The following is a 19806-nucleotide window of genomic DNA, read 5'->3' as shown; positions in this document are numbered from 1 at the left end:
ATTCCTACGGAATGACAGACTATATAGATCGTTTTAACTTCCTTCTTCAATTGTAATACTTGTGAAATAGGAGATTGAAAAAATTATGTTCCTTTTTCTCTTATAACAACTTGAATGTTTAAAGCTTTTGTAGTTTAAATTCAACAGCAATATCTTTAGCTTTTTTCCCTTCAAACGGTAATTTCCTTTCCTGTTTTTTTTATAAATTAGTCTTATGAAAATTTATATTGTAAGCGGTCTTGGAGCAGACTTTAAGGTACTTGAAAAATTGGAGTTTCCCAAAAACTGTGAACTGGTTTTTATAGATTGGCTTATTCCCGAAAGTAATGAACCTTTTCAGGACTATGTAAAAAGGATGGCAGAGAAAGTGGATGATTCAGAACCATTCTGTTTGTTGGGCTATTCTTTTGGAGGAATTATTGTGCAGGAGATTAACCAGTTGAAGCCTGCCGAGAAAGTAGTTATCCTGGGAAGTATAAAATCAGATAAAGAAAAATCCAAATTTATAAAGACGGGTGAGGTGACCAGAATTCCAAGAATCCTTCCGGTGGGACTGTTCAATAACAGAGCGGCTCAGGTATATTCTGTCATAAGGAAGCTGTTTGATCCCAGAAATCCTAAAATTCTGGAATATTTCAAAGTGCGGGATCCTTATTATTTAAAATGGTCTGTAGAAAAAGTTTCCGAATGGAAGTTTGAAGAAAATCCTAATGTTATTCAGATATTGGGAGATAAAGATATTGTTTTCCCAATACGGTATTCAAAGCCGGATTATGTGATCAAAGGTGGTTCACATCTTTTTCCGGTCACTAAACATAAAGAAGTTTCGAAAATACTGACTAAGGTATTTTCTGAAAAAATGATCAATGTTATTTTATAAATAGTTTTTTTATAGGGGTACTGTGATTTAAAATATGTTTTTTATGGAATTTATATTTAAATTTGATAGGGTTAAATATAAATTTTATGAAAGTAGGATTAAAATGGATCATTTCGTTTTCGGTGATTAGTCTTGTGGCATTCGGAGGATTGTTTTGGAATCCGGGTGCAGAGATTTCTGATACCGGAGCATTTCTGAGTGAAGATAAAATTGTAGGGGCAGATGTTGCCTGGATTCTTGCTGCTGCCGGACTGGTCTTGCTGATGACTCCCGGACTTTCTTTCTTTTACGGAGGAATGGTAGGAAAGAAAAATGTGATTTCCACCATGCTACAGAGTTTTATTGCTTTAGGCGTTATTTCTATTTTATGGGTGGTGGTAGGATTTTCTTTGTCTTTTGGAGAATCTTTGGGATTCAGTATTAATGGAAATCATTACGGGATTATAGGAAATCCTTTAAGCTATATGTTTTTTAACGGAGTGGGAGGTTTACCACACAAGATGATGGCTTCTACCATTCCTTTTGTGCTTTTTGCATTGTTTCAGATGAAGTTCGCTGTTATTACTCCCGCTATCATTACAGGGTCTTTTGCTGAGAGGGTTCGTTTTATTTCTTACCTTTTATTTATAGTTCTTTTCTGTATTTTTATTTATACACCGCTCTGCCACATGGTATGGCATCCTGATGGGCTTCTGAATAAGTATTTTGGAGTGAAGGACTTTGCCGGAGGTACGGTAGTGCATATGAGTGCCGGATTTGCAGCGCTTGCAGGAGCTTTAGTATTAGGGCGGAGAAAAAATCCGCATCATGAACCTTCAAATATTCCCTATGTTCTTTTGGGAACGGGAATGCTGTGGTTTGGCTGGTTTGGGTTTAATGCAGGATCGGCATTGAGTGCTTCCGCCTCTGCAGCTACTGCCTTTGGAACAACGACCATTGCTTCCGCTTCTGCCATGATGACCTGGATATTTTTTGATAGAATCAATGGACGGAGTATTTCTGCATTGGGAGCTTGTATTGGAGCAGTAGTAGGATTGGTGGCGATCACTCCCGGATGTGGTTTTGTCAGTATTCAGGAGAGTCTTTTTATAGGATTTATTTCAGCAATCGTTTCTAACGTGATGGTCAACTGGAAAGCTTTGAAGAAAGTAGATGATACCTTGGATGTTTTCGCCTGCCATGGGGTAGGAGGAATTATGGGGATGATCCTGACAGCTATTTTTGCTCACGGGGAAAACGCAAGTCTTCTTCATGGTGGAGTAGAAGTATTTCTTCATCATATGGCAGCTTTGGTTCTGGTTTCTGCTTTTACATTTTTCGGATCACTGCTTTTATATAAAATTACAGATGCCATGATTACATTAAGGGTTTCCGAAGAGTCTGAAAATATGGGGCTTGATCTTTCCCAGCATGATGAGAGTCTCAATTAGTAACAGAAAAAAACAGGGTATAACACGGTTGCTTCCGGAATACCCTGATTTAAATAGAATTTCAAAAACTGTTTTGAGATTTTATGCAATGGAGGCAATAGCCTTAAAGATCCTTTTTTTTGACTCCTCGAATATTTCACCACCAAATTCTTCATTATCTAATGAGATAACGGTGATATCTTTTATTCCCATTATTCCTAAAATATGTTTTAAATAGGGGGTCTGGAAATTCATATGGCCATTCTTCTCATTTTCTCCATACCCTGTATCTCCTCTGCTTGAGAGTATAAATACTTTCTTATTTTCCAGAAGACCTACATAGTCACCGTCTGGAAAACCTGACCTGAATTTCCAGGTCTCGTTGATTCGCATGACCTGATCTATATAGGCTTTTAAGCCGGAGGGAATAGACCAGTTGTACATGGGAGTGCCAATCACATAGATGTCATTTTCTTTAAGCTCTTTTACAAGCTCATCGCTCAGTTGCAGTTCTTTTTGGCTTTCCTCCGTCCTGTCTGAGGGCTTTTTAAATGCTCCTGCAATCCAGGATTCATTAATATTCGGGATATGCCCAATTCCGGTTTCTCTGTACGTAAATACATCATGGGGGTGTTTGGTTTTCCAGTTCTCAACAAACAGGTCGGTTAGTCTTCGGCTATAAGATCTTTTGCCTCTTACACTGGCATTAATAATCAATACTTTCATAATGGTAAATTTTATACCTCAAAATTCTTGATTATTAAGTCCGGAAAAATTGATCTAGTTCAAGAGGATTTATTTTTTTTTTCGAATTCTGCTGATAAACTCTGCAGAGACACCTAAATAAGAAGCTATTAAATACTGTGGAACTTTGGCAGCTATATCAGGATAGGACTCCAGGAAATATAGATATTTCTGTTCAGCCTTATACATATTATTAAATACAATTCTTTTCTCCAGGGTTCCAAGATATCCTTCTAAAATAATTCTAAAATATCTTTCCAGTGAAGGTATTTGCTCTAACAGTTTTTGAAAAGAGCCATGGCTGATCTGCAACAGCTTTGTTTTCTCTATCGCCTGTATATTATAAATAGAGGCTTTTTGCCTGGAAAAGCTATAGATATCGGTTGCCCACCAATCGTCAATCGCTAAAAAAAGGATTTCTTCGTTGCCATTTTCAGGATTGATGCAGAAGGCTTTTAAAGTACCGGATACAACATAATTGTCATAGCGGCAGATATCGCCATTTCTTAAAAGAAATTCACCTTTTTCCAATGTCCTTTCTGTCCAGATGTTTTTGAAAACCGAAATTTCCTCCGGACTTAATCTGACATGCTGCGAAATATTTTTAATTAATGCTTCCATTTAGAATGATGAAGATAAAGAATGTGAATTTAATAGGATGGCATACGAAATTATTGTTCACTGCTAATTTAAAAAATATAATTGTGAAATCTTATTTCTAATGGGTATGAATAGTTATTAATACCCGATTCTGCTATGCTGTTTATTAGATTTATCACGTATCTTTGTAAAAGCAAAATGAAGAGCCATTTATGGAATCAATATCGGTTTTTGAGATTATCAAAGTAGGAATAGGCCCATCCAGTTCACATACAATGGGACCTTGGAATGCAGCGGCTGCATTTATCAGAATTATAAAAAGGGAAAGATCAATCGCAGAGGTAAAAGAAGTTTTTCTTGAATTCTTTGGCTCTTTAGCCAAAACTGGAATTGGGCACGGAACGGATATCGCGGGCATGCTTGGTTTGAACGGTGAAGATTTTAAGACCATCAATACTTCAAAAATTGATGAAAAGATAGAAAAGATCAAGAAAGACCAGATTATTAATCTTGGGGGCGAGAAAGAAATTCCATTTGTTTACGGGTATCATTTGGTTTTAAATATGCAGAAATCACTTGATTTTCACCCGAATGGAATGATCTTTAAAGCTGTTTTTGAAGATGGTACAGAGCTTGTTCAGGATTTTTATTCTGTAGGTGGAGGTTTTATTGCAAGCCAGGAAAAAAACTCAATAGAAAAACAATGCGTACGTACATTGTATCCTTGTCATAAAGCTGCAGATATTGCAAAATATTGCCAGAAGCTAGGATTTAACAAAATTTCAGATTTAATTCTAATTAATGAAGAAAGCTGGAGATCACAGGACGAAACAAGACAGGAAGCTTTATATATCTGGAGTCAGATTAAAGAATGCATCTACAAAGGAGTGAATAAAGAAGGGATTCTTCCCGGTGGATTGAACGTTTCCCGAAGAGCCGCGGGAATTAACAGAAAACTGTTGGGAGAAGAGATTTATAAAAATAAAGATGAATGGTTTCAGCAGGTTGTTGATGCCGAAGAAAATTTCACCAATATCAATAAATGGATTGCCTGTTTTGCACTGGCAGTAAATGAAGAAAATGCTAGCTTCGGAAGAATCATCACAGCACCTACCAACGGAGCGAGTGGAGTGATTCCCGCAGTGTTAATGTATGCACAGGCATTTACGCCATTTACAAGCGAGGATGATATTGTAAGATTCCTGCTTGTAGCCGGAGAAATTGGAACATTATTTAAGAAAAATGCAACCATTTCTGCAGCAATGGGAGGATGTCAGGCCGAAATCGGAGTGTCATCAGCGATGGCCGCTGCGGGACTTACGGAAATCCTTGGAGGAAGTGTAGGGCAGGTATTAATGGCTGCTGAAATAGCTATGGAACACCATCTTGGATTAACCTGTGATCCTATTAAAGGACTTGTACAGATTCCATGTATTGAAAGAAATACAATGGGGGCTATGAAAGCTATTACTGCGGCAAATATTGCTCTGGAAAGTGACCCTACGAAGGCAAAAGTAACCTTGGATGAAGTTATCCAGACGATGTGGGAAACAGCTCAGTCTATGAGTGACCGTTTTAAGGAAACCTCAGAAGGTGGGTTGGCAATTGCAGTGAATGTTCCTGAATGCTAATACGCTAATACAGAATACAATTAAAAATACGAAAAATCCTTAGACATAACATCTAAGGATTTTTTTATGTAGTAGGGGGCTCTTAATGGATAAACACTAAGTTTTAGAAAAAATCCAGACTAGGAATTTATTATCTTAATATACCTCTGATTCTGTTGGCATTGGTAATCAGCTCTTCAAGGTATTCGTAATTTTCTTTTTCCAATGCAGATTTAAATTTTCTGAGCTGGGTAATATGTTCGTTCAATACATCCAGTACGTTTTCTTTGTTCTGTTTAAAGATGGGAACCCACATTTCCGGATGCGATTTAGCCAGACGTACGGTACTGGAGAAACCCGAACTGGCCAGTTGAAAGATCGTTTCTTCTTCGCGCTCTTTTTCCAATACGGTATTGGCAAGAGCGTAGGAGGTAATATGGGAGATATGGGAAATATAGGCAGTATGGATATCATGATCTTCTGCATCCATATAAATCATATGCATATCAAGTGCATTGACTATTTTTTCAACCAGGTTTAAAGCATCTTCAGCAGATTCTTCTTTATTGCAGATAACCCCTGCTTTTCCGGCAAAACTTTCGGCAATAGCAGATTTTGGACCGTTGTTTTCGGTACCCCACATCGGGTGAAAGGCCACAAATCTTGAGCGTTTTGGATGATCTTTTACGGCATGGACAATTCCTGCTTTTGTAGAACCTGCATCCATCACAGTCTGATGATCCGATATAAGATCCAGAACACCCGGTAATAATTTTCTGGCAGAATCCACAGGAATAGCAAGGATGATCAACTCAGCATTTTTAACTCCCTGCTCCAGATCAACACCTGCATCAATGATTTTTAGCTCTAATGCCTCATCAATATGCTGTTTATTGTTATCAATTCCGTAGATAAAACTGGCGATGCCTTTTTCCTTTAATTTTAATGCCATCGATCCGCCGATTAATCCAGCTCCTATAATACTTATTTTCATCTTTTAAATTGGTTTAAAATAAAAAAACCTCGTCTAGGACGAGGTTTTAAATTATGTTCATAAGAATCCCTATCCCAGATCTGAGTTAAAAATTCTATAATAATATGTTCCGTTGTTAAAATTCACAAAGCGAAGGTATAAATTTTTTTTTAAACTATGATTGTTCTGGCTAAAATTTTGAAAATTATAGAAGAATTACGAAGTTGATGTATGTGTTTCCTATATTCTAATCTTTGTTTTACTTAATAAGAATGATTTATTAATTTTGTAATAACATTGTGAATAAAGAGATAATAACAAGTGAAATGTAGTAACTATTTTAAGTTTTAAATTCTTTTAGTTTGAAGTAAAAGTATCACTAAAAAACAACACATGAAAAATAAATATGTATGTAGCCTGATTATTTTGGTAGTTATGATCATCTTTGGAAATGCTAAAAACCATCCTCACGTATTTTTAAAAGTACAAAAAACGGAACGTTCCAATATCCTATACGGAGACACTATAATGATTAAAGAAAGCTTTAATGATGAGGATGTTGTTCCCAATGAGTATATAAAAGACAGGCTGGATCCTATCCGGGCTAATTTCAAAAGAATTAATTCTATTACAAAATGGACTCGTATTAAACAGAAAGATATTGAAGGAGTATCGGCAGAAGGAGGGGAGGCAACGTTTTATTATCAAAAGAAAAAGCTTGAAAAAATTATAGCCAGACACTACGGTGAAATGGGGCAGCTGTTGATAGAATATTATCTGTTTAATGGAAAACTTTCTTTTGTTTTCGAAAAAGAGTATCGGTACAACCGCCCTCTTTTCTATGATGTGAAAGTAATGAAGGAAAATAATGATACGGAAGCTTTTGATTTTAAAAAATCGGAGATTACCGAAGCCAGGTATTATTTTTTAAATGCGAGGCTTATTCATATCATTGACAGCCAGGATTGTGGGGCTCCGTTTAGCGCAGATTATATAGCTGAAGAGAAAAAAAGAATAAAGGAGGATTTTAAAAAACTCTTACATTTAGAAAAATAAAACTGAATTGTTAAGGTCTTTATTTAGAATCCGGGAAATACTATTTATCCTTATTTAATGCCAGAAACTGCCGATAGTAATTATCAAGATACAGAGAAAATTGTTCTTCAAAAGTCTGTTCTTCCCAGTCTTTATTAATGATAACCGGGTTCTCTATTCTAAAAGTAATTTCTTCAATTTCCTCCGGGCTCAGATTTTCTACCTTTTCAGGATCCGGTAAAGCAATGCGGAAAGCAAGTACCTCAATACCTTCTTCTTCCCACCATTCCATACTGTACTGTGAGACATCTTTCTGAGTAATTGAGTGTAATTCGGATTCCAGCTGGCTATAAACGGAGAGGTCTTCATCACCCGAAAGATCGACATGGGCTGTATAGTCCAGAATTAATTTAAGAATTCCAGGATATCTGTTTTCTGCTGTTTTTAAATCGGGTTCTATATCTGATCTCAGTTCCATCAGTTGTTTGAATTTCGGATGACGGCAAGGCGTTCTTCCACTTCTTTGATTTTATTGATCCAGTAATTAATTCCTTCCTGATTAGTCACTGTTTTCTTAAAAGCATCCCGGTTTACTGTCCATAGCTTAGAGCCGTTTTTTTGATACTCAATTTCACGTTCTCTTTTCGTTTCCGGTTCTATGCGGTATCTCCAATACACCAGCGAATGCATATATTCTGCGCGGATTTTTTCAAGGTAAGTGATAATGGCTTTTCGATCCTGAGGAATATATCCTGGCCCGGAACATCCGCAGGAATGGAAAGTGATGCCTACTGTATACAAATCCTTGATATGCGCCCACCTTTTATGATCATTTTTTGAAGGGGATTCAAAATCCAACCCCATATTGGCCATCAGTTTTCCGCATTCAGGACATTTGGCTTCTACTGAAACCTGAGAATCCCTGTCCACATCGTGTAAAATGCGGCGTTTGAATGTTTTCTGGCAGTTAAAACAGGCATAATGACCTTTGTAAACCATCATGGCATATCGGCACATTGTATTATGTTTAAATCGTTAATGTTTGTTAAATTTTGTTATTTTGTGGATATAAAAATATGTATTTTTCCGTTTGTTTGCGAAAAAAATATTAAAATTTTGATTTTATTGTGTATTTATTCAATCAATAAGATGCCGGACCAATCTTTTTTATTCAAAAGAGATAATCCTATCCCAGCTAATCCTTCTAACAATCCCATATTATAGACGTATTCATCTCCTGCTTTATATAAAAAGCAACATTCCTGATGTTCTGGAGTATAATAAGAATGAGTGATTCCACGCCAGTATTCTCCGGCTTGTGCGAATGCCGGGTTTTGGGTGCGGGTATAGAATGAATCGTATATCGAAGAAATTCCGGCACTTCCATGACAGAGTGAAGCATCGGTTACCTTGCTGGATTCCTTATGTTTTCTGACTGTGGTTTTTAACAGTATTTGTGATGCCTGATTCTGTAAAGATTGATCCTGAATAAGCTCACCAATTTTATAGAGAACACAGGATATTCCCAGATCCCCATAACACCAGGCCAGGCGGGAAGCATATTTTGAACTTTCTTTGCTGGTTTCGATTACAGAAGGGAATACGGATACCGTACCTTCCATCGAAGCATAGGTCATAAATTCTGATAAGGTTTTCCTGATAAAAGAAATATCAGCTTCTGAATCTGCAATATAGGCCAGCAGTAAAAGATTGGGAAGAAATCCATGGGAAATACCAAAATTGGATATATTTGCGGCCTTATCTTTTGGGTTTTGCCAGAACAGGTCTGTTTTCGTTTTAACGATGGTTTCTTTTAATGTGTGTAGTAAGTCCGGATTCAGTTTTCTGATATCCATCTGTCTGTTCATGAAGGGCATCACCAAGCCGATTCCCCCATAGAAGAAATCAAAATTATGGTTCTGAAACTGAGTAATAGCTTCTTCAATCATTATATCTCCAATATCTTCAATATCCAGAAAATCAAGAGAACACCATTGAGATTCCTGTAAATAGGAGGCTGAAGATAAAACTCCTGATAACCCTGCCGCATAGGAAAGATCAATTCTTTCATTTTCTATATGATCGAAGATTAAATCTTTATACCAGTCTATTTTTTTTTCTACAGTCTTATTAAACTGCTCAGGATAGGAATTAAAATAATGATGAAGAAATAATAACTCTGAACAAGCTCCATTCATTAATCCAGCGTGGGTATGCTCGTAGTCTAAGATGTTTTTACAGATGTGTTGAAGTATTGGCATTTGTTTTTAAGCTGAAGAATTGTTTTTTTAAAATTTTTTCAAGGAAGCAGTACATTAAATATTCGTGAAGTCTGTTATCACTTCGTACCACCCTGATAATATGCATATGGATAATATTGGCCAGATTCTTATAGGAATTTTGCCCCAGCAAGGCCGGTAAATCTACCTGGATATCCTTGAAGAATTGAGTGTGAATGGCTGACAATATATCATTTTTTTCAGAAATAATATTCTCAATTTCCTCGGAGAACCCTTTATATTTTGCATTGATAAAAGCGGTTTTTAAAGGAGAGGTATTAAACTCCCTGGCCAGACTGCTTTTTACCCCGCTTACAAAGTTTAGCTGGGATTCCGTATCGAGATTAAACACTTTACAATAGAAAAGAATATGCTTGATAGGATACATCCATAATATATCGGCGTTATCTTCTTCAATATTTTTCTCAATGATTGCTGCGGAAACAAGAGAATCATAATAAAATATCTTTTCAAATATTTTGGTGTTATTCCCTTCGTAGCGTTCTAATTCCCGATCATAGGTGTCATAAGATATCCTTTGTATTTTCTCAGCAAGGTATTTCTTTATAAGAGCATTGATATGGGATTTTACCTCTTCGTGATTAGTTTTAGGGGCAAAAATTCTTAGTCTTATGTGAAATTCTGGATCATAGAATTTAATATAGAAAAACTTCTCTATTAGTTTATTTGCTTGTAAAAAGCTTAAAATTCCTACTGTTTCACATATGAAAAAGTCTGCAAATACTTTACCTGTATATATTTTCAGATAAAGGCAGTTATCAATATCCGGAAACAGGGATCTTGGAATATCAGAGGTTTTCACCACAGGAAGGAAGTTCTCTTCTTTCTGGTGCTGTGCTTCATTTTTGAAGAATAGTAAAAACTCATTATTGACGGTATTTCCATCCTGGTTATACGTTACCGGAGTAAATTCATCTATTAAAGATTCTATTATTTTCAGTTTTTGTTTCTTTTTCAGTTCTGTTAAGAAGGTTTTCTTTGAGATCTCAAATTTTAGATGGATATAGAGTTCATTGTCTCCTTCTGAAATGAAGAAATTCTTTGTGATGTTAAGCTTTTGAAGGTTTTCATCAAATGCTGTAAGCGCTTCTGAAACACTGGTATTTTTATTGGAAAAGAAATCATGGTACTCAATAAGCCATGCTGCTTTTTTGACAATGAAATTTCCTTTTTGTAGTCTTGGGAAAAATTTAAAAATATCCAGCAGTCTGTCTTCCTTAATCAGGAGACTGTGATTTTGCTGGGTCTGAAAATCGAGCAGAAACTCAAAAATCGGACTGTTGGTGGGATGCATGATATTGTAAGCATTGGAAAAAACCGGTATCACATACTTATTTAATACTTTAGAGCGTAATACAATCCGGTCATTTACAATAGAAATATACAGATCATTCAGATGGATTTTCTTTCTGCTACTGCTTTCATCAATGTATCCTATATAATATTCGGTATTAATTTTTCTTTCAATAACATTTCCTATTTTCTCTGAAGGAAGATGTACAATTTCGGCAATGATTGTGTCTTCACCATAGATCTTTTTTTCGTGATCATGAATATCATCTAATAGATTACCTATCTCTTTATGATCTGAAAATCGTCCCAATAATTTTCTTGGAGAATGGAATGAGATATAATCAATAAAGTAAACAGGGTTATTGGTTTCTTTATCAAAGAAAATAGATGCTTTATAGGATTTGAAGGGGAAAGATTGGTTCACTTTTTCAGGAAGGAAAACTTCCTGATTTTTACTTAATACATGGAGATCAATACTATTTTTTTTGTTTTTAATACAATCTATAATAGCATGGGAATACTGAAGTTCTTTCCTGTTGAGGCTAAGATTTTCTTCTTTAACGGATTCATTGGGCCAGCCCAGGATAAGGTTGCTGGTGTCTATATTGTCTGAGTTGGCAAATTTTCCATAGCCGACTCCGAATTCAATATCAAGTGCATGGAGTAAGTTAACCTCCTGCTGGTCATATTTTTTGCTGAATTGTTTTTTGAAATTAGTGATCCTGTAAGGAGTCTGGTTTTCTAATATGCTGAATCTTTCAAAAATCGCATCACTTTTCTGAATGTCTTCAATGAACTTTTGGCTCATGGTATTTGACGTCTCAAAATAAAGGTCTACATGAAGAGGTACTTTTTTCTGATCAGGAAGTGACAGGATTTCAGGGATATTGTTTCCTTGATTAGACTTGTCTATATACTCTTTTAGCTCATTGAAGCCTGGTATATCTACATTTTTATATATTTTGTTGATCAGGTTTCCGGTTTCGGTTCCTGAATAAGATAAAGATGAATTGATAATCTGTTCATCTTTTAATTCATTGAAGAAATCCTCAGCTTCACTGTGGGTAACGTCGTTTTCTTCTTTGATATAATGGATAATTTCTTCAGAAGTTTTTTCTGATCTGCAGAATTCGATAACGGAACCAATGTATTCATTACTTTCTATGGTGACCAATCGGTAGTCTCTGCCAATCACTCCTGTGTAGCATTGCAAATACTTGTATTCGTCAAAGATTTCATACAATGTATTATTGGTAAGGTAAGACTCGTGTTTTTCCAGTGAGTTTACTGCTTTGTATACGTAGTCTGAATCTAGCCTGAGTCTGGGATGGGATGTATTCCAGTAAATCTTTTTATCAGTTATTTCCGATGAGGTTTTAAGAGTACCTAAGCCTGAAAATAACCCAAACGGTGTAGGCCGCGTGGTATATCGTGAAAGATATTTATATAAGGATATTTGTAATTTTTCCTTTTGTTCCGGATTTTTTTTAGAAAACTCTTTTGTCACCTCATTGTAAAAGTTCAATGACGACAATTTAATAGCATCCATGATAGCATCATTACAGGAAATATTTTCAATAACATCCGATGAAGAATAAAACTTGTCTAAATCATCAGGTGAAAGAACCGGAGTTCTCAATATGGTGTAATGAAATGGAGTATATTGCTTTGAAGACATATTATTTTACGTTGAAGATGACAAAAGAGATCAAATGTTAATTAGCAGTTACCGCAATCTGCTGTACAGTTTGCTTTTGAACAATTTAACACGTGAGTATGCATAAAGTTAGACAGACACCCGTCTGAACATCCTGCAGTAAACAGTCCTAAATCGTCATTAATACCAATGGCTTTACCACCTTTTACTTCAAATAAGCTGTTTTTGCTTAAATTTTGTACGTTCTTTTTTGAAATTGTTAATTTTTTGTCTGATTTTTTCATGGTAATTTTATTTTAAAAAATGTTGTGTTAATTTGGTGACTCCATGCCAGGCGTTACCCAAAGCATGCAGCATCTGATCCGGCTCTACTACAAGATAAAACAGAACCACAGGGACCAGAGGAAGCAAACTTAGAAGAACAGCCAAAATAGGGGAAATAAGGTACATTCCGTAAGAATGGCTAAACCTGTTGTTTATATTACTGCTAATGGCTTTAAAAACAATAAGCATCCTGTCTTTATAATGATAGAGAATTAAGAGATCAAGGAATATATAATAGCTCAGTCTTGATGCAAACCCATTAACCATAGAAGGTTCCATAAAGGTGATATCCATGATTAAAATATTGAAAGCAATAGGTAAAAAAAGAAGAGCTCCTATAATTACAGTTTTATTATAGAGAAGCAAAGCTCCACATAACGTCTGACAAATTCCGATGATGATCTTAAAAGGATTGTGGTCGAATAAATACCACATTACTTTAAAAAGACTGAGGTCTTTAATGGGTTTATTTAATTCTTCACCCGAAATACCAAATTGTCCGTCATCGAAAAATTTAGCATATCCGAAAGATAAGAACTGCCATGCAAGCAGAACTCTACAGATCAGAATAAAATAGTCCCAATGCTTACTCGCAAAAGTCTTTTTAATTGTGGTAGTCACGATGGTTATTAGAAGTTTTTTTAAATATATGCTAAAATTTTGAAACATACATGCGAATTGTATGAGAAAAAATAATATTTATTGATTGATTTATAAAAAATGATCGAGGTGAATTGAGTTTAAAAACCTTTGTTTTAGGGATTTTTTTAATAATATTTCTACTTTTATTAATTACTTTTTTTATTTCACAAAACCGGGTATTTTTTCTTTTTTATGCAGAAATTAAGAAGATAAATTCATTCAAAAAAAAGAAATCGGCAGTATTTCTTGGATGAATACTGCCGATTATATAGCCTTATATATACTATTGCGCTTATTTTTAACTTGGGATTATCAATAGAGCCGCTGTTCAGATGTAGAAAAGTATATGGCTAATCAGACTGTTTAAGGGTTTGAGATAATTAAAGTAGAAGGAATATCAGACAGCCATAAACTTTTGGTGTCAATCAGGTTCTTCCAGCTTTTGCTACTGATAAGCATCAGATCCTGTGAGTTGAGGAATTCCTTCTCGATCCTCTTTTCATTATAGAGGGTGATATGGTTAGGAGCTACCTGTTCAATACTTCTGATAAGCTCCTTTACTTCAATATTGTTTCGGATCTGCCCTGCAGCATCCAGAATAATAACCTGTGAGTTATTATTATTGATCAACCTTTTAGCATATTCAAGCAGGTAAAAATCACTAAGGTTGAATATGGGCACAAATATCTTATCAGCTGCTGTAAATTCTTTGTCAACGAGAACACCTACAGGGATGGTTGCTTTGTCTAGCACCTGAAGGGTCAGGTCGTCGAAAGGAGAGGTATTGAAAATATTGCCTTTTCCTTTTACCGTGTTTAATAATTTTTCGGGATTGATGATTTTTGTGGTAAACCCTAATAATCTACCGAGTAAACTTCCTTCATACATGGATTTTCCGAGCATGATAAGAAGGAGATCATAATTTCCTTTATTGGTAATATTGGTAAGATCACTTTCAACATCTGTGGAAGCTTTGAACAGGGTAGTGACTTCAAGCTGGAGCTCGTGAGAAGTTTCAATTACATTTTTAAACTGTTCTTTTTCAAAGTTTTCAATATCAAAGGCATGAAGTTCGTCAACTGGAGCAATAGTCATGGCGGTAACACTTTTATTACCATTCATTTTATGGGTGAAATTATCTGCAAGTCTCAATAGTTTACTTCCAGCTTTTGCCGTTTCGAAAGATAAAAGAACTCTATATTTTGCATCATTATGTTCCTCTTCATCATCTTCTACCATTGATTTTTTTCCTTTAAAAACATAATTGATGAAATCAAGGCACGGACCCGTCATAAAAGTGGTAAATAATGCCATGATAACCAATAAAGCAAATAATTCCGGACCTAAAACACCCAAATCATAACCAATATTAAGTACAATAAGCTCTGTTAATCCTCTGGTATTCATTAGAGCCCCTATCGTAAGACTGTCTTTCCAGCTCATTTTTAAAAATTTTGCCGTCAGTGCACTTCCCACGAATTTTCCCGTAACAGCAGTTAGAATGATGAGTCCACCAATTTTCCAGAGATGAACATCGTTCAGTAAGCCGATCTGAGTTCTTAATCCGGTAAATACAAAGAAAAGAGGAAGTAAAAGAACCAATGCCACATCTTCTACTTTTTCTATGAAAAGATTTCTGAATTTTACATTTTCAGGCATGATGGCACCTGCCATAAATGCCCCGAACAGTGCATGGATTCCAATAACTTCCGTAGCATATGATGAGATGATTAATACTAGAAAAAATATAGCTACCAATCCTTTACTGATAAAACCTTTTCCTTTCTGTGATTCGGCAATTTTGGTGAGGAACGGTCTTACCGCCTTTATCATAATGAAAACATATAGAATAGCCATTAAAATAACAAATACGGATCCTGAAAATGATCCTGCTTTTACAATGGCAATCACTGCTGCTAAAATACACCATGCTGTAATATCATCAGCTGCGGCGCAGGTAATAACAACGGTTCCTATTTTTGTTTTATGGAGATTTCGTTCCTGAACAATTCTGGCCAATACGGGAAATGCTGTAATACTCATGGCAATAGCTATAAACAATGCGAATGAGCTGAACTGGATTCCATCAGGTGCAAATTCTTTATAAATAAAATAAGAGAGACCTACTCCCAATGCGAAAGGAATAATAATACTGGCATGGCTGATTACTACGGCATCATGTGCTTTTTTTCTGAGAACACTAAGGTCAAGTTCCATTCCTACGATATACATAAAGAGAATTAGCCCGATTTGGCTTAGAAACTGTAAGTTGGGTAGTGATTCTTTTGGGAAAATAAATGCTGAAAGTTCCGGAAAATATAATCCGAAAAGGGAGGGGCCCAGAACAATACCTGCTATCATTTCTCCGATAACAGATGGCTGTTTCAGTTTTATGCAAACCCACCCAAAAAGTTTTGCTACCAGAATAATGGTCACAATCTGGGCTAGAAGAAGAGCTAATGGATGATGAAGATTAGTGAGGAATGAATCTGTGAAATTTTCCCACATGGTAGAGCCTGTAGATTTGGCCGGGGTAATGTTTTCTCCAATTTCCAATGTTTTTCCTTCTACAAAAAACCAATACATAAGGCATGAAAAAAATGCAATTGTACTGATGTAAAAAATAATATTTTTATATTTCCCCAAATTCATGATTCCTAAATTTTGATGCAAAGTTGATAAGAATATACTTATATTGAAATACCCTTGTTTTTAAAATGTAATGAATGTTCTAAAAAATGTAATAAAAACTATTTGAACGAATATCCTACACCGATTCCTATTTTCCAGTTTCCGTCCTGATCTGCCGTTTTAGCATTATAATAAACAGGAAGCTGAAAGGCTATTTTTTTATAAACCATTGTAAGACCGGCACCTAAGGTAGGCATAACAGGGCTGTTTTTGGTTCCGGGTGATCGGTCTTCCTTAATTCTCAGCGAAGGAAGCATTCCCATAACAAATTTTATATGCTTGTGGGTAAGACTTAGATTTGGCCCCGTAAAATTGATAAATGCCCCATGATCTACATATCCGGCTACGGCAATTCCATCAAAAAAAGATGCTTTAATGGTTGAATTACCTTCCTGAGAAAAACACAAACCGGATATGAGAACTCCTGCAGCATACATGAAATTTTTCATTATAAAATCAATTAATTCTCAGCAAAAGTACAAGGATTACCGGCTGAAAAAGGACGGCTGTAATAAAGGGTTTGTATTCTGTAATGAAACCGTAAAGATCTGGAAGGTCTATTTTCCGAACAGTTCCATTAATGAGCTTTTATAGGCTTCGCCAATCTGAAGTTTGAGAAAATTATGCTCTTCTGTAGAGATGGTGCTGATAATTTCATTAGTGGAAAATACCTTGATAGAGGCCAGTGCGATAATTTCTTTTTTATTGACCTGTGCAAAATCTTTTGCAGGGAGCATTTCCAGCAGATTTTTAAAGTTCAGGTTTTTCAGAACGATTGTGGTTCCGTCATTGAGGGTGATGTCTTTATCCCGGCTGTCTATTTCTGATGTTTTGATATAAGCAATTTGTTCAGTAAATATGACTGTTTTTCCGATATTGGTATTCCATTCGATAAAGGCTTTTTTAGGAGGAGTTTCCACCAGTTCTTTAGCTTTTTCGAAGGCCTGGATCAGACGTTCTTTTTTAATAGGCTTTCTCACATAGTCCACTACATTAAGGTCAAAAGCTTCAGCAGCATATTCTTTGTAAGCTGTTGTAAAAATGATTTTTTTTGAATCTGAGATAAGCTCTGCCACCTGGAGACCTGTCATTCCGGGCATTTCTATATCCAGAATACACAGATTACAGTCGATATGATCAATTTCGTTCAGGAAAATTTTAGGGTCGTTGAATGCTTTTACCACCTCTACATTTTCGATTTGTTCACATAGAAGTTTCAGGTAGCTGATTGCTAACAGCTCATCATCCAGAATAACGCATTTTATCATAGAATTCTCCTAAATTGATTTTTAATTCTGCTGTGAAGATACCATTTTTCGAACTTCTTTCCAGTTGGTAGTAGGTACTGTAAATCATTTTAAGCCTTTGGTCTAAAGACTGGCTTCCAAAACCGCTTTTTTCTTTTGTCAGACTGTTCTTTAAAGATGCCTTATTGCTGACTTTCATCGTAAACATCCCATTTTCAAGCTCCAGATAAATGGAAATAAAGGAATCCTGGGCCAGGAAATCGGTATGCTTGAACGCATTTTCTATAAGGTCAACGGAAATGAGCGGAGCAAATACTTTTTCCTCATATACAGAATCTGTTTTATTGATTCTGGATTTAATCCTGAAATCGAAAAGAGGATTTATTTTGATCTTATTGATTTCAATAAGGCTTAGAGCAAAGTTCAGCTCTTCTTTTGGACTTACGAATTTATTATTGCTTTCGTATAAAATATAATCCAGAACATTAGCCAGTTTATCCAGAGACATATACGTCTGGTAGGCATGTGACTGAACTGAATTGAGGATGTTTTTAAAAAGATGGGGGTTCAGCTTGGTACCAATATGTTCAAGACGAACCTCATTCAATCGCTGTTCAATGATTTTATTGCTTTCTGATAACTTGGTATTTTTCTGTTTCAGTTTTTGATTCTGGCTGAAGAGATAAATACTGGTGGTTAAAAAAAAGAAAATGGCAAAAACTCCGATGAATATCAGATAATCATGAATCATGTAGTAATTGCCTTCCATAGAACCGTATTATTGAAAACTATTTAAGCTTTTTCAGACTGTTTACTGTCATTGTCTCTTCACATTTTTCAAAGCCAATCTCATACTTAGGATTCTTTTCAGGATAAGTGATAATGTATGCCGGACATGGCTTTTGCTGTGCATTGCTTCGGTCAAAATCTACCTTCCCCTGAGTAATAATACTGTCTTTGATAAACTTTTCATCAATCTTGTTGATGGCCATCACATTTTTAACCTCTTCAGAATATTTGAATTCTTTTGAAAGGGTTTCTGCGATGACACGGCTGTTGGGGAGATAACCGCTACAGCTGGCTCCCTTTTTGTTTAAAATAAAGAATACAAGAATGAGCCCCGGAATGAAGCCTATTAAATAAAATTTAAATTTTTTCATTAGAAAATTAAAAGATTGATATCGTGGTACGTAAGTCCGAAACGGTCACAGATGATCTTTTTGGTATGTCTTCCCTTATACATATATAAACTCTGCTTCATTTCATTTTTGCGGATCAGCATATTTTCAAAACCACCTTCTTCATCATAATTCAGAATATAAGAAAGGAAGAAATTCGAAATTGCTTTTGTTGTGGTCCTCGGCATTCTCGATGTAAGGTTGGGTAACCCACAATGAATAACACCATGTTTGATGATATACGGATCTTCCATAGTGGTAAGCTCCGATGTTTCGATAACCTTGCCGTTATCTATAGTAATATCAATGATGACACTGCCTTTTTTCATTTTCATGACCATATCCTCAGTAACGATAGGGGTCATATTTAATCTTGGAAGAGCTCCAATAACTACATCAGCACGTCTTAAACTTTTGCTGAGTTCTTTAGGATCGATGATAGAAGTTGGAACACGGCTGTCAACAATAGTGTGAAGCCTTCTTAATTTGGATAATGAGTTGTCAAAAACTTTGACACTGGCTCCTAAACCAATGGCTGCTTTTGTTGCAAACTCACCCACAATTCCGGCTCCAAGAACTACGACTTCAGCAGGTCTTACTCCAGTAATCCCTCCAAGCATTAAACCATTGGATAAGGCTAATAATTCTGAAGCATATAAAATAGAAACAGATCCTGCAATCTCACCTATGAGTCTTACCAGGGCCAGCTGTTTGTATTCATCAACAATAAATTCAAAAGCAATGGCATTTATTTTTTTCTCGGCAAGTTTTAAGAAGTATTCTTTTTCCCTAAGATTGATCTGAAGTGCTGACACCAAATAGGTATTGGGCTTCATAAATTCAATTTCATCCTCAGTAGGAGGGTTAACCTTTAAAATAAGGTCCTGTCCGAAGGCTTCTTTGGGATCATTAGTGATCCTTGCCCCAGATTCAGAATACTGTAAATCCGTAAAAAATGATCCTTGTCCGGCTCCAGATTCTATGATAATCTCATGGCCGTGCTCTACCAGCACCTGTACTGCGTCCGGAGTAATGCAGGTTCTCCTTTCATTTAAACAGGTTTCTTTAGGAATCCCAATACTGAATTGTTTTCCTTTTTTTATAACTTCCAATTTTTCCTCTTTCGGCATCAATTCTTCTTCTGTGAAAGGAGTAAAAATATTTGTACTCATCCTTTAAATTATGTCTTACAGATTATTATTTTAATACTGATTTAAGAAGCA

General features: G+C 35.7%; 19 protein-coding genes. 4 read left to right on the top strand and 15 right to left on the bottom strand.

Annotated elements, in window-relative coordinates:
• Positions 1–214 precede the first annotated feature (214 nt).
• On the top strand, positions 215–880 hold the full coding sequence (locus B8967_RS11285; protein ID WP_084086162.1) for an alpha/beta hydrolase: 666 nt from the start codon (positions 215–217) through the stop codon (positions 878–880).
• An 86-nt stretch (positions 881–966) separates the two neighbouring features.
• Positions 967–2310: an ammonium transporter gene (locus tag B8967_RS11280; RefSeq protein ID WP_047487768.1), complete on the top strand. Its 1344-nt coding sequence runs from the start codon at positions 967–969 to the stop codon at positions 2308–2310.
• An 81-nt stretch (positions 2311–2391) separates the two neighbouring features.
• On the opposite strand, the gene B8967_RS11275 is transcribed toward B8967_RS11280, so the two are convergent.
• The gene (locus B8967_RS11275; protein WP_228406133.1) at positions 2392–3015 is read right to left on the bottom strand and encodes an FMN-dependent NADH-azoreductase; all 624 of its coding nucleotides are present in this window, start codon (positions 3013–3015) and stop codon (positions 2392–2394) included.
• 69 nt (positions 3016–3084) lie between these two features.
• Entirely contained in the window at positions 3085–3654 is a 570-nt protein-coding gene (locus tag B8967_RS11270; RefSeq protein WP_084086160.1) for a Crp/Fnr family transcriptional regulator, read from the bottom strand.
• A gap of 191 nt (positions 3655–3845) precedes the next feature.
• On the opposite strand from B8967_RS11270, the gene B8967_RS11265 reads away from it, so the two are divergent.
• Entirely contained in the window at positions 3846–5264 is a 1419-nt protein-coding gene (locus tag B8967_RS11265) for an L-serine ammonia-lyase (RefSeq protein WP_084086159.1), read from the top strand.
• Between the two features lie 130 nt (positions 5265–5394).
• Here the strand turns inward: B8967_RS11265 and B8967_RS11260 are convergent, their stop codons facing one another.
• On the bottom strand, positions 5395–6237 hold the full coding sequence (locus B8967_RS11260; protein ID WP_084086158.1) for a prephenate dehydrogenase: 843 nt from the start codon (positions 6235–6237) through the stop codon (positions 5395–5397).
• A gap of 372 nt (positions 6238–6609) precedes the next feature.
• Here B8967_RS11260 and B8967_RS11255 point away from each other — a divergent pair, with 372 nt between their 5' ends.
• Complete coding sequence (locus tag B8967_RS11255; protein WP_084086157.1) at positions 6610–7272, top strand: hypothetical protein; 663 nt, start codon at positions 6610–6612, stop codon at positions 7270–7272.
• A 40-nt stretch (positions 7273–7312) separates the two neighbouring features.
• On the opposite strand, the gene B8967_RS11250 is transcribed toward B8967_RS11255, so the two are convergent.
• The 12 genes from B8967_RS11250 to B8967_RS11195 all read right to left on the bottom strand — a co-directional run bounded on the left by B8967_RS11250 (position 7313) and on the right by B8967_RS11195 (position 19755).
• The gene (locus B8967_RS11250; protein ID WP_084086156.1) at positions 7313–7729 is read right to left on the bottom strand and encodes a hypothetical protein; all 417 of its coding nucleotides are present in this window, start codon (positions 7727–7729) and stop codon (positions 7313–7315) included.
• Complete coding sequence (locus B8967_RS11245; protein WP_228406131.1) at positions 7729–8253, bottom strand: hypothetical protein; 525 nt, start codon at positions 8251–8253, stop codon at positions 7729–7731. Before B8967_RS11245 ends, B8967_RS11250 begins: the two co-directional genes overlap by 1 nt.
• Positions 8254–8384: 131 nt before the next feature.
• On the bottom strand, positions 8385–9512 hold the full coding sequence (locus B8967_RS11240; RefSeq protein ID WP_084086155.1) for a lanthionine synthetase LanC family protein: 1128 nt from the start codon (positions 9510–9512) through the stop codon (positions 8385–8387).
• The gene (locus B8967_RS11235; RefSeq protein ID WP_084086154.1) at positions 9487–12522 is read right to left on the bottom strand and encodes a lantibiotic dehydratase; all 3036 of its coding nucleotides are present in this window, start codon (positions 12520–12522) and stop codon (positions 9487–9489) included. The genes B8967_RS11240 and B8967_RS11235 overlap by 26 nt, the downstream gene beginning before the upstream one ends.
• Before the next feature lie 41 nt (positions 12523–12563).
• Positions 12564–12785 (bottom strand): class I lanthipeptide, encoded by a 222-nt coding sequence (locus tag B8967_RS11230; RefSeq protein WP_084086153.1) that lies wholly within the window; start codon positions 12783–12785, stop codon positions 12564–12566.
• Between the two features lie 7 nt (positions 12786–12792).
• The gene (locus B8967_RS11225) at positions 12793–13446 is read right to left on the bottom strand and encodes a hypothetical protein (protein ID WP_143330507.1); all 654 of its coding nucleotides are present in this window, start codon (positions 13444–13446) and stop codon (positions 12793–12795) included.
• A 384-nt stretch (positions 13447–13830) separates the two neighbouring features.
• Positions 13831–16119, bottom strand: coding sequence for a cation:proton antiporter (locus B8967_RS11220; protein WP_047487798.1), 2289 nt, complete (start codon positions 16117–16119; stop codon positions 13831–13833).
• Between the two features lie 98 nt (positions 16120–16217).
• The gene (locus B8967_RS11215) at positions 16218–16607 is read right to left on the bottom strand and encodes a hypothetical protein (RefSeq protein ID WP_084086151.1); all 390 of its coding nucleotides are present in this window, start codon (positions 16605–16607) and stop codon (positions 16218–16220) included.
• A 108-nt stretch (positions 16608–16715) separates the two neighbouring features.
• Positions 16716–17426, bottom strand: coding sequence for a LytR/AlgR family response regulator transcription factor (locus tag B8967_RS11210; RefSeq protein ID WP_084086150.1), 711 nt, complete (start codon positions 17424–17426; stop codon positions 16716–16718).
• Entirely contained in the window at positions 17401–18174 is a 774-nt protein-coding gene (locus B8967_RS11205; protein WP_084086149.1) for a sensor histidine kinase, read from the bottom strand. The genes B8967_RS11210 and B8967_RS11205 overlap by 26 nt, the downstream gene beginning before the upstream one ends.
• 19 nt (positions 18175–18193) lie before the next feature.
• The gene (locus B8967_RS11200; RefSeq protein WP_084086148.1) at positions 18194–18565 is read right to left on the bottom strand and encodes a hypothetical protein; all 372 of its coding nucleotides are present in this window, start codon (positions 18563–18565) and stop codon (positions 18194–18196) included.
• Positions 18565–19755, bottom strand: a complete 1191-nt coding sequence (locus B8967_RS11195; RefSeq protein ID WP_047487808.1) for an alanine dehydrogenase — start codon at positions 19753–19755, stop codon at positions 18565–18567. Before B8967_RS11195 ends, B8967_RS11200 begins: the two co-directional genes overlap by 1 nt.
• Positions 19756–19806: the final 51 nt, after the last annotated feature.

The sequence above is a fragment of the Chryseobacterium sp. YR221 genome, from assembly GCF_900176315.1.
Taxonomy (GTDB): Bacteria; Bacteroidota; Bacteroidia; order Flavobacteriales; family Weeksellaceae; genus Chryseobacterium; species Chryseobacterium rhizosphaerae.
This window is presented reverse-complemented; position numbering and strand designations above follow the sequence as displayed.

Bases quoted from the DNA above. Each gene is read 5' to 3' on its own strand.
- B8967_RS11210 (WP_084086150.1), bottom strand. From the start codon at position 17,426: ATGATAAAATGCGTTATTCTGGATGATGAGCTGTTAGCAATCAGCTAC.
- B8967_RS11245 (WP_228406131.1), bottom strand. From the start codon at position 8,253: ATGATGGTTTACAAAGGTCATTATGCCTGTTTTAACTGCCAGAAAACA.
- B8967_RS11230 (WP_084086153.1), bottom strand. From the start codon at position 12,785: ATGAAAAAATCAGACAAAAAATTAACAATTTCAAAAAAGAACGTACAA.
- B8967_RS11200 (WP_084086148.1), bottom strand. From the start codon at position 18,565: ATGAAAAAATTTAAATTTTATTTAATAGGCTTCATTCCGGGGCTCATT.
- B8967_RS11250 (WP_084086156.1), bottom strand. From the start codon at position 7,729: ATGGAACTGAGATCAGATATAGAACCCGATTTAAAAACAGCAGAAAAC.
- B8967_RS11255 (WP_084086157.1), top strand. From the start codon at position 6,610: ATGAAAAATAAATATGTATGTAGCCTGATTATTTTGGTAGTTATGATC.
- B8967_RS11195 (WP_047487808.1), bottom strand. From the start codon at position 19,755: ATGAGTACAAATATTTTTACTCCTTTCACAGAAGAAGAATTGATGCCG.
- B8967_RS11220 (WP_047487798.1), bottom strand. From the start codon at position 16,119: ATGAATTTGGGGAAATATAAAAATATTATTTTTTACATCAGTACAATT.
- B8967_RS11240 (WP_084086155.1), bottom strand. From the start codon at position 9,512: ATGCCAATACTTCAACACATCTGTAAAAACATCTTAGACTACGAGCAT.
- B8967_RS11285 (WP_084086162.1), top strand. From the start codon at position 215: ATGAAAATTTATATTGTAAGCGGTCTTGGAGCAGACTTTAAGGTACTT.
- B8967_RS11235 (WP_084086154.1), bottom strand. From the start codon at position 12,522: ATGTCTTCAAAGCAATATACTCCATTTCATTACACCATATTGAGAACT.
- B8967_RS11280 (WP_047487768.1), top strand. From the start codon at position 967: ATGAAAGTAGGATTAAAATGGATCATTTCGTTTTCGGTGATTAGTCTT.
- B8967_RS11265 (WP_084086159.1), top strand. From the start codon at position 3,846: ATGGAATCAATATCGGTTTTTGAGATTATCAAAGTAGGAATAGGCCCA.
- B8967_RS11275 (WP_228406133.1), bottom strand. From the start codon at position 3,015: ATGAAAGTATTGATTATTAATGCCAGTGTAAGAGGCAAAAGATCTTAT.
- B8967_RS11205 (WP_084086149.1), bottom strand. From the start codon at position 18,174: ATGGAAGGCAATTACTACATGATTCATGATTATCTGATATTCATCGGA.
- B8967_RS11215 (WP_084086151.1), bottom strand. From the start codon at position 16,607: ATGAAAAATTTCATGTATGCTGCAGGAGTTCTCATATCCGGTTTGTGT.
- B8967_RS11270 (WP_084086160.1), bottom strand. From the start codon at position 3,654: ATGGAAGCATTAATTAAAAATATTTCGCAGCATGTCAGATTAAGTCCG.
- B8967_RS11260 (WP_084086158.1), bottom strand. From the start codon at position 6,237: ATGAAAATAAGTATTATAGGAGCTGGATTAATCGGCGGATCGATGGCA.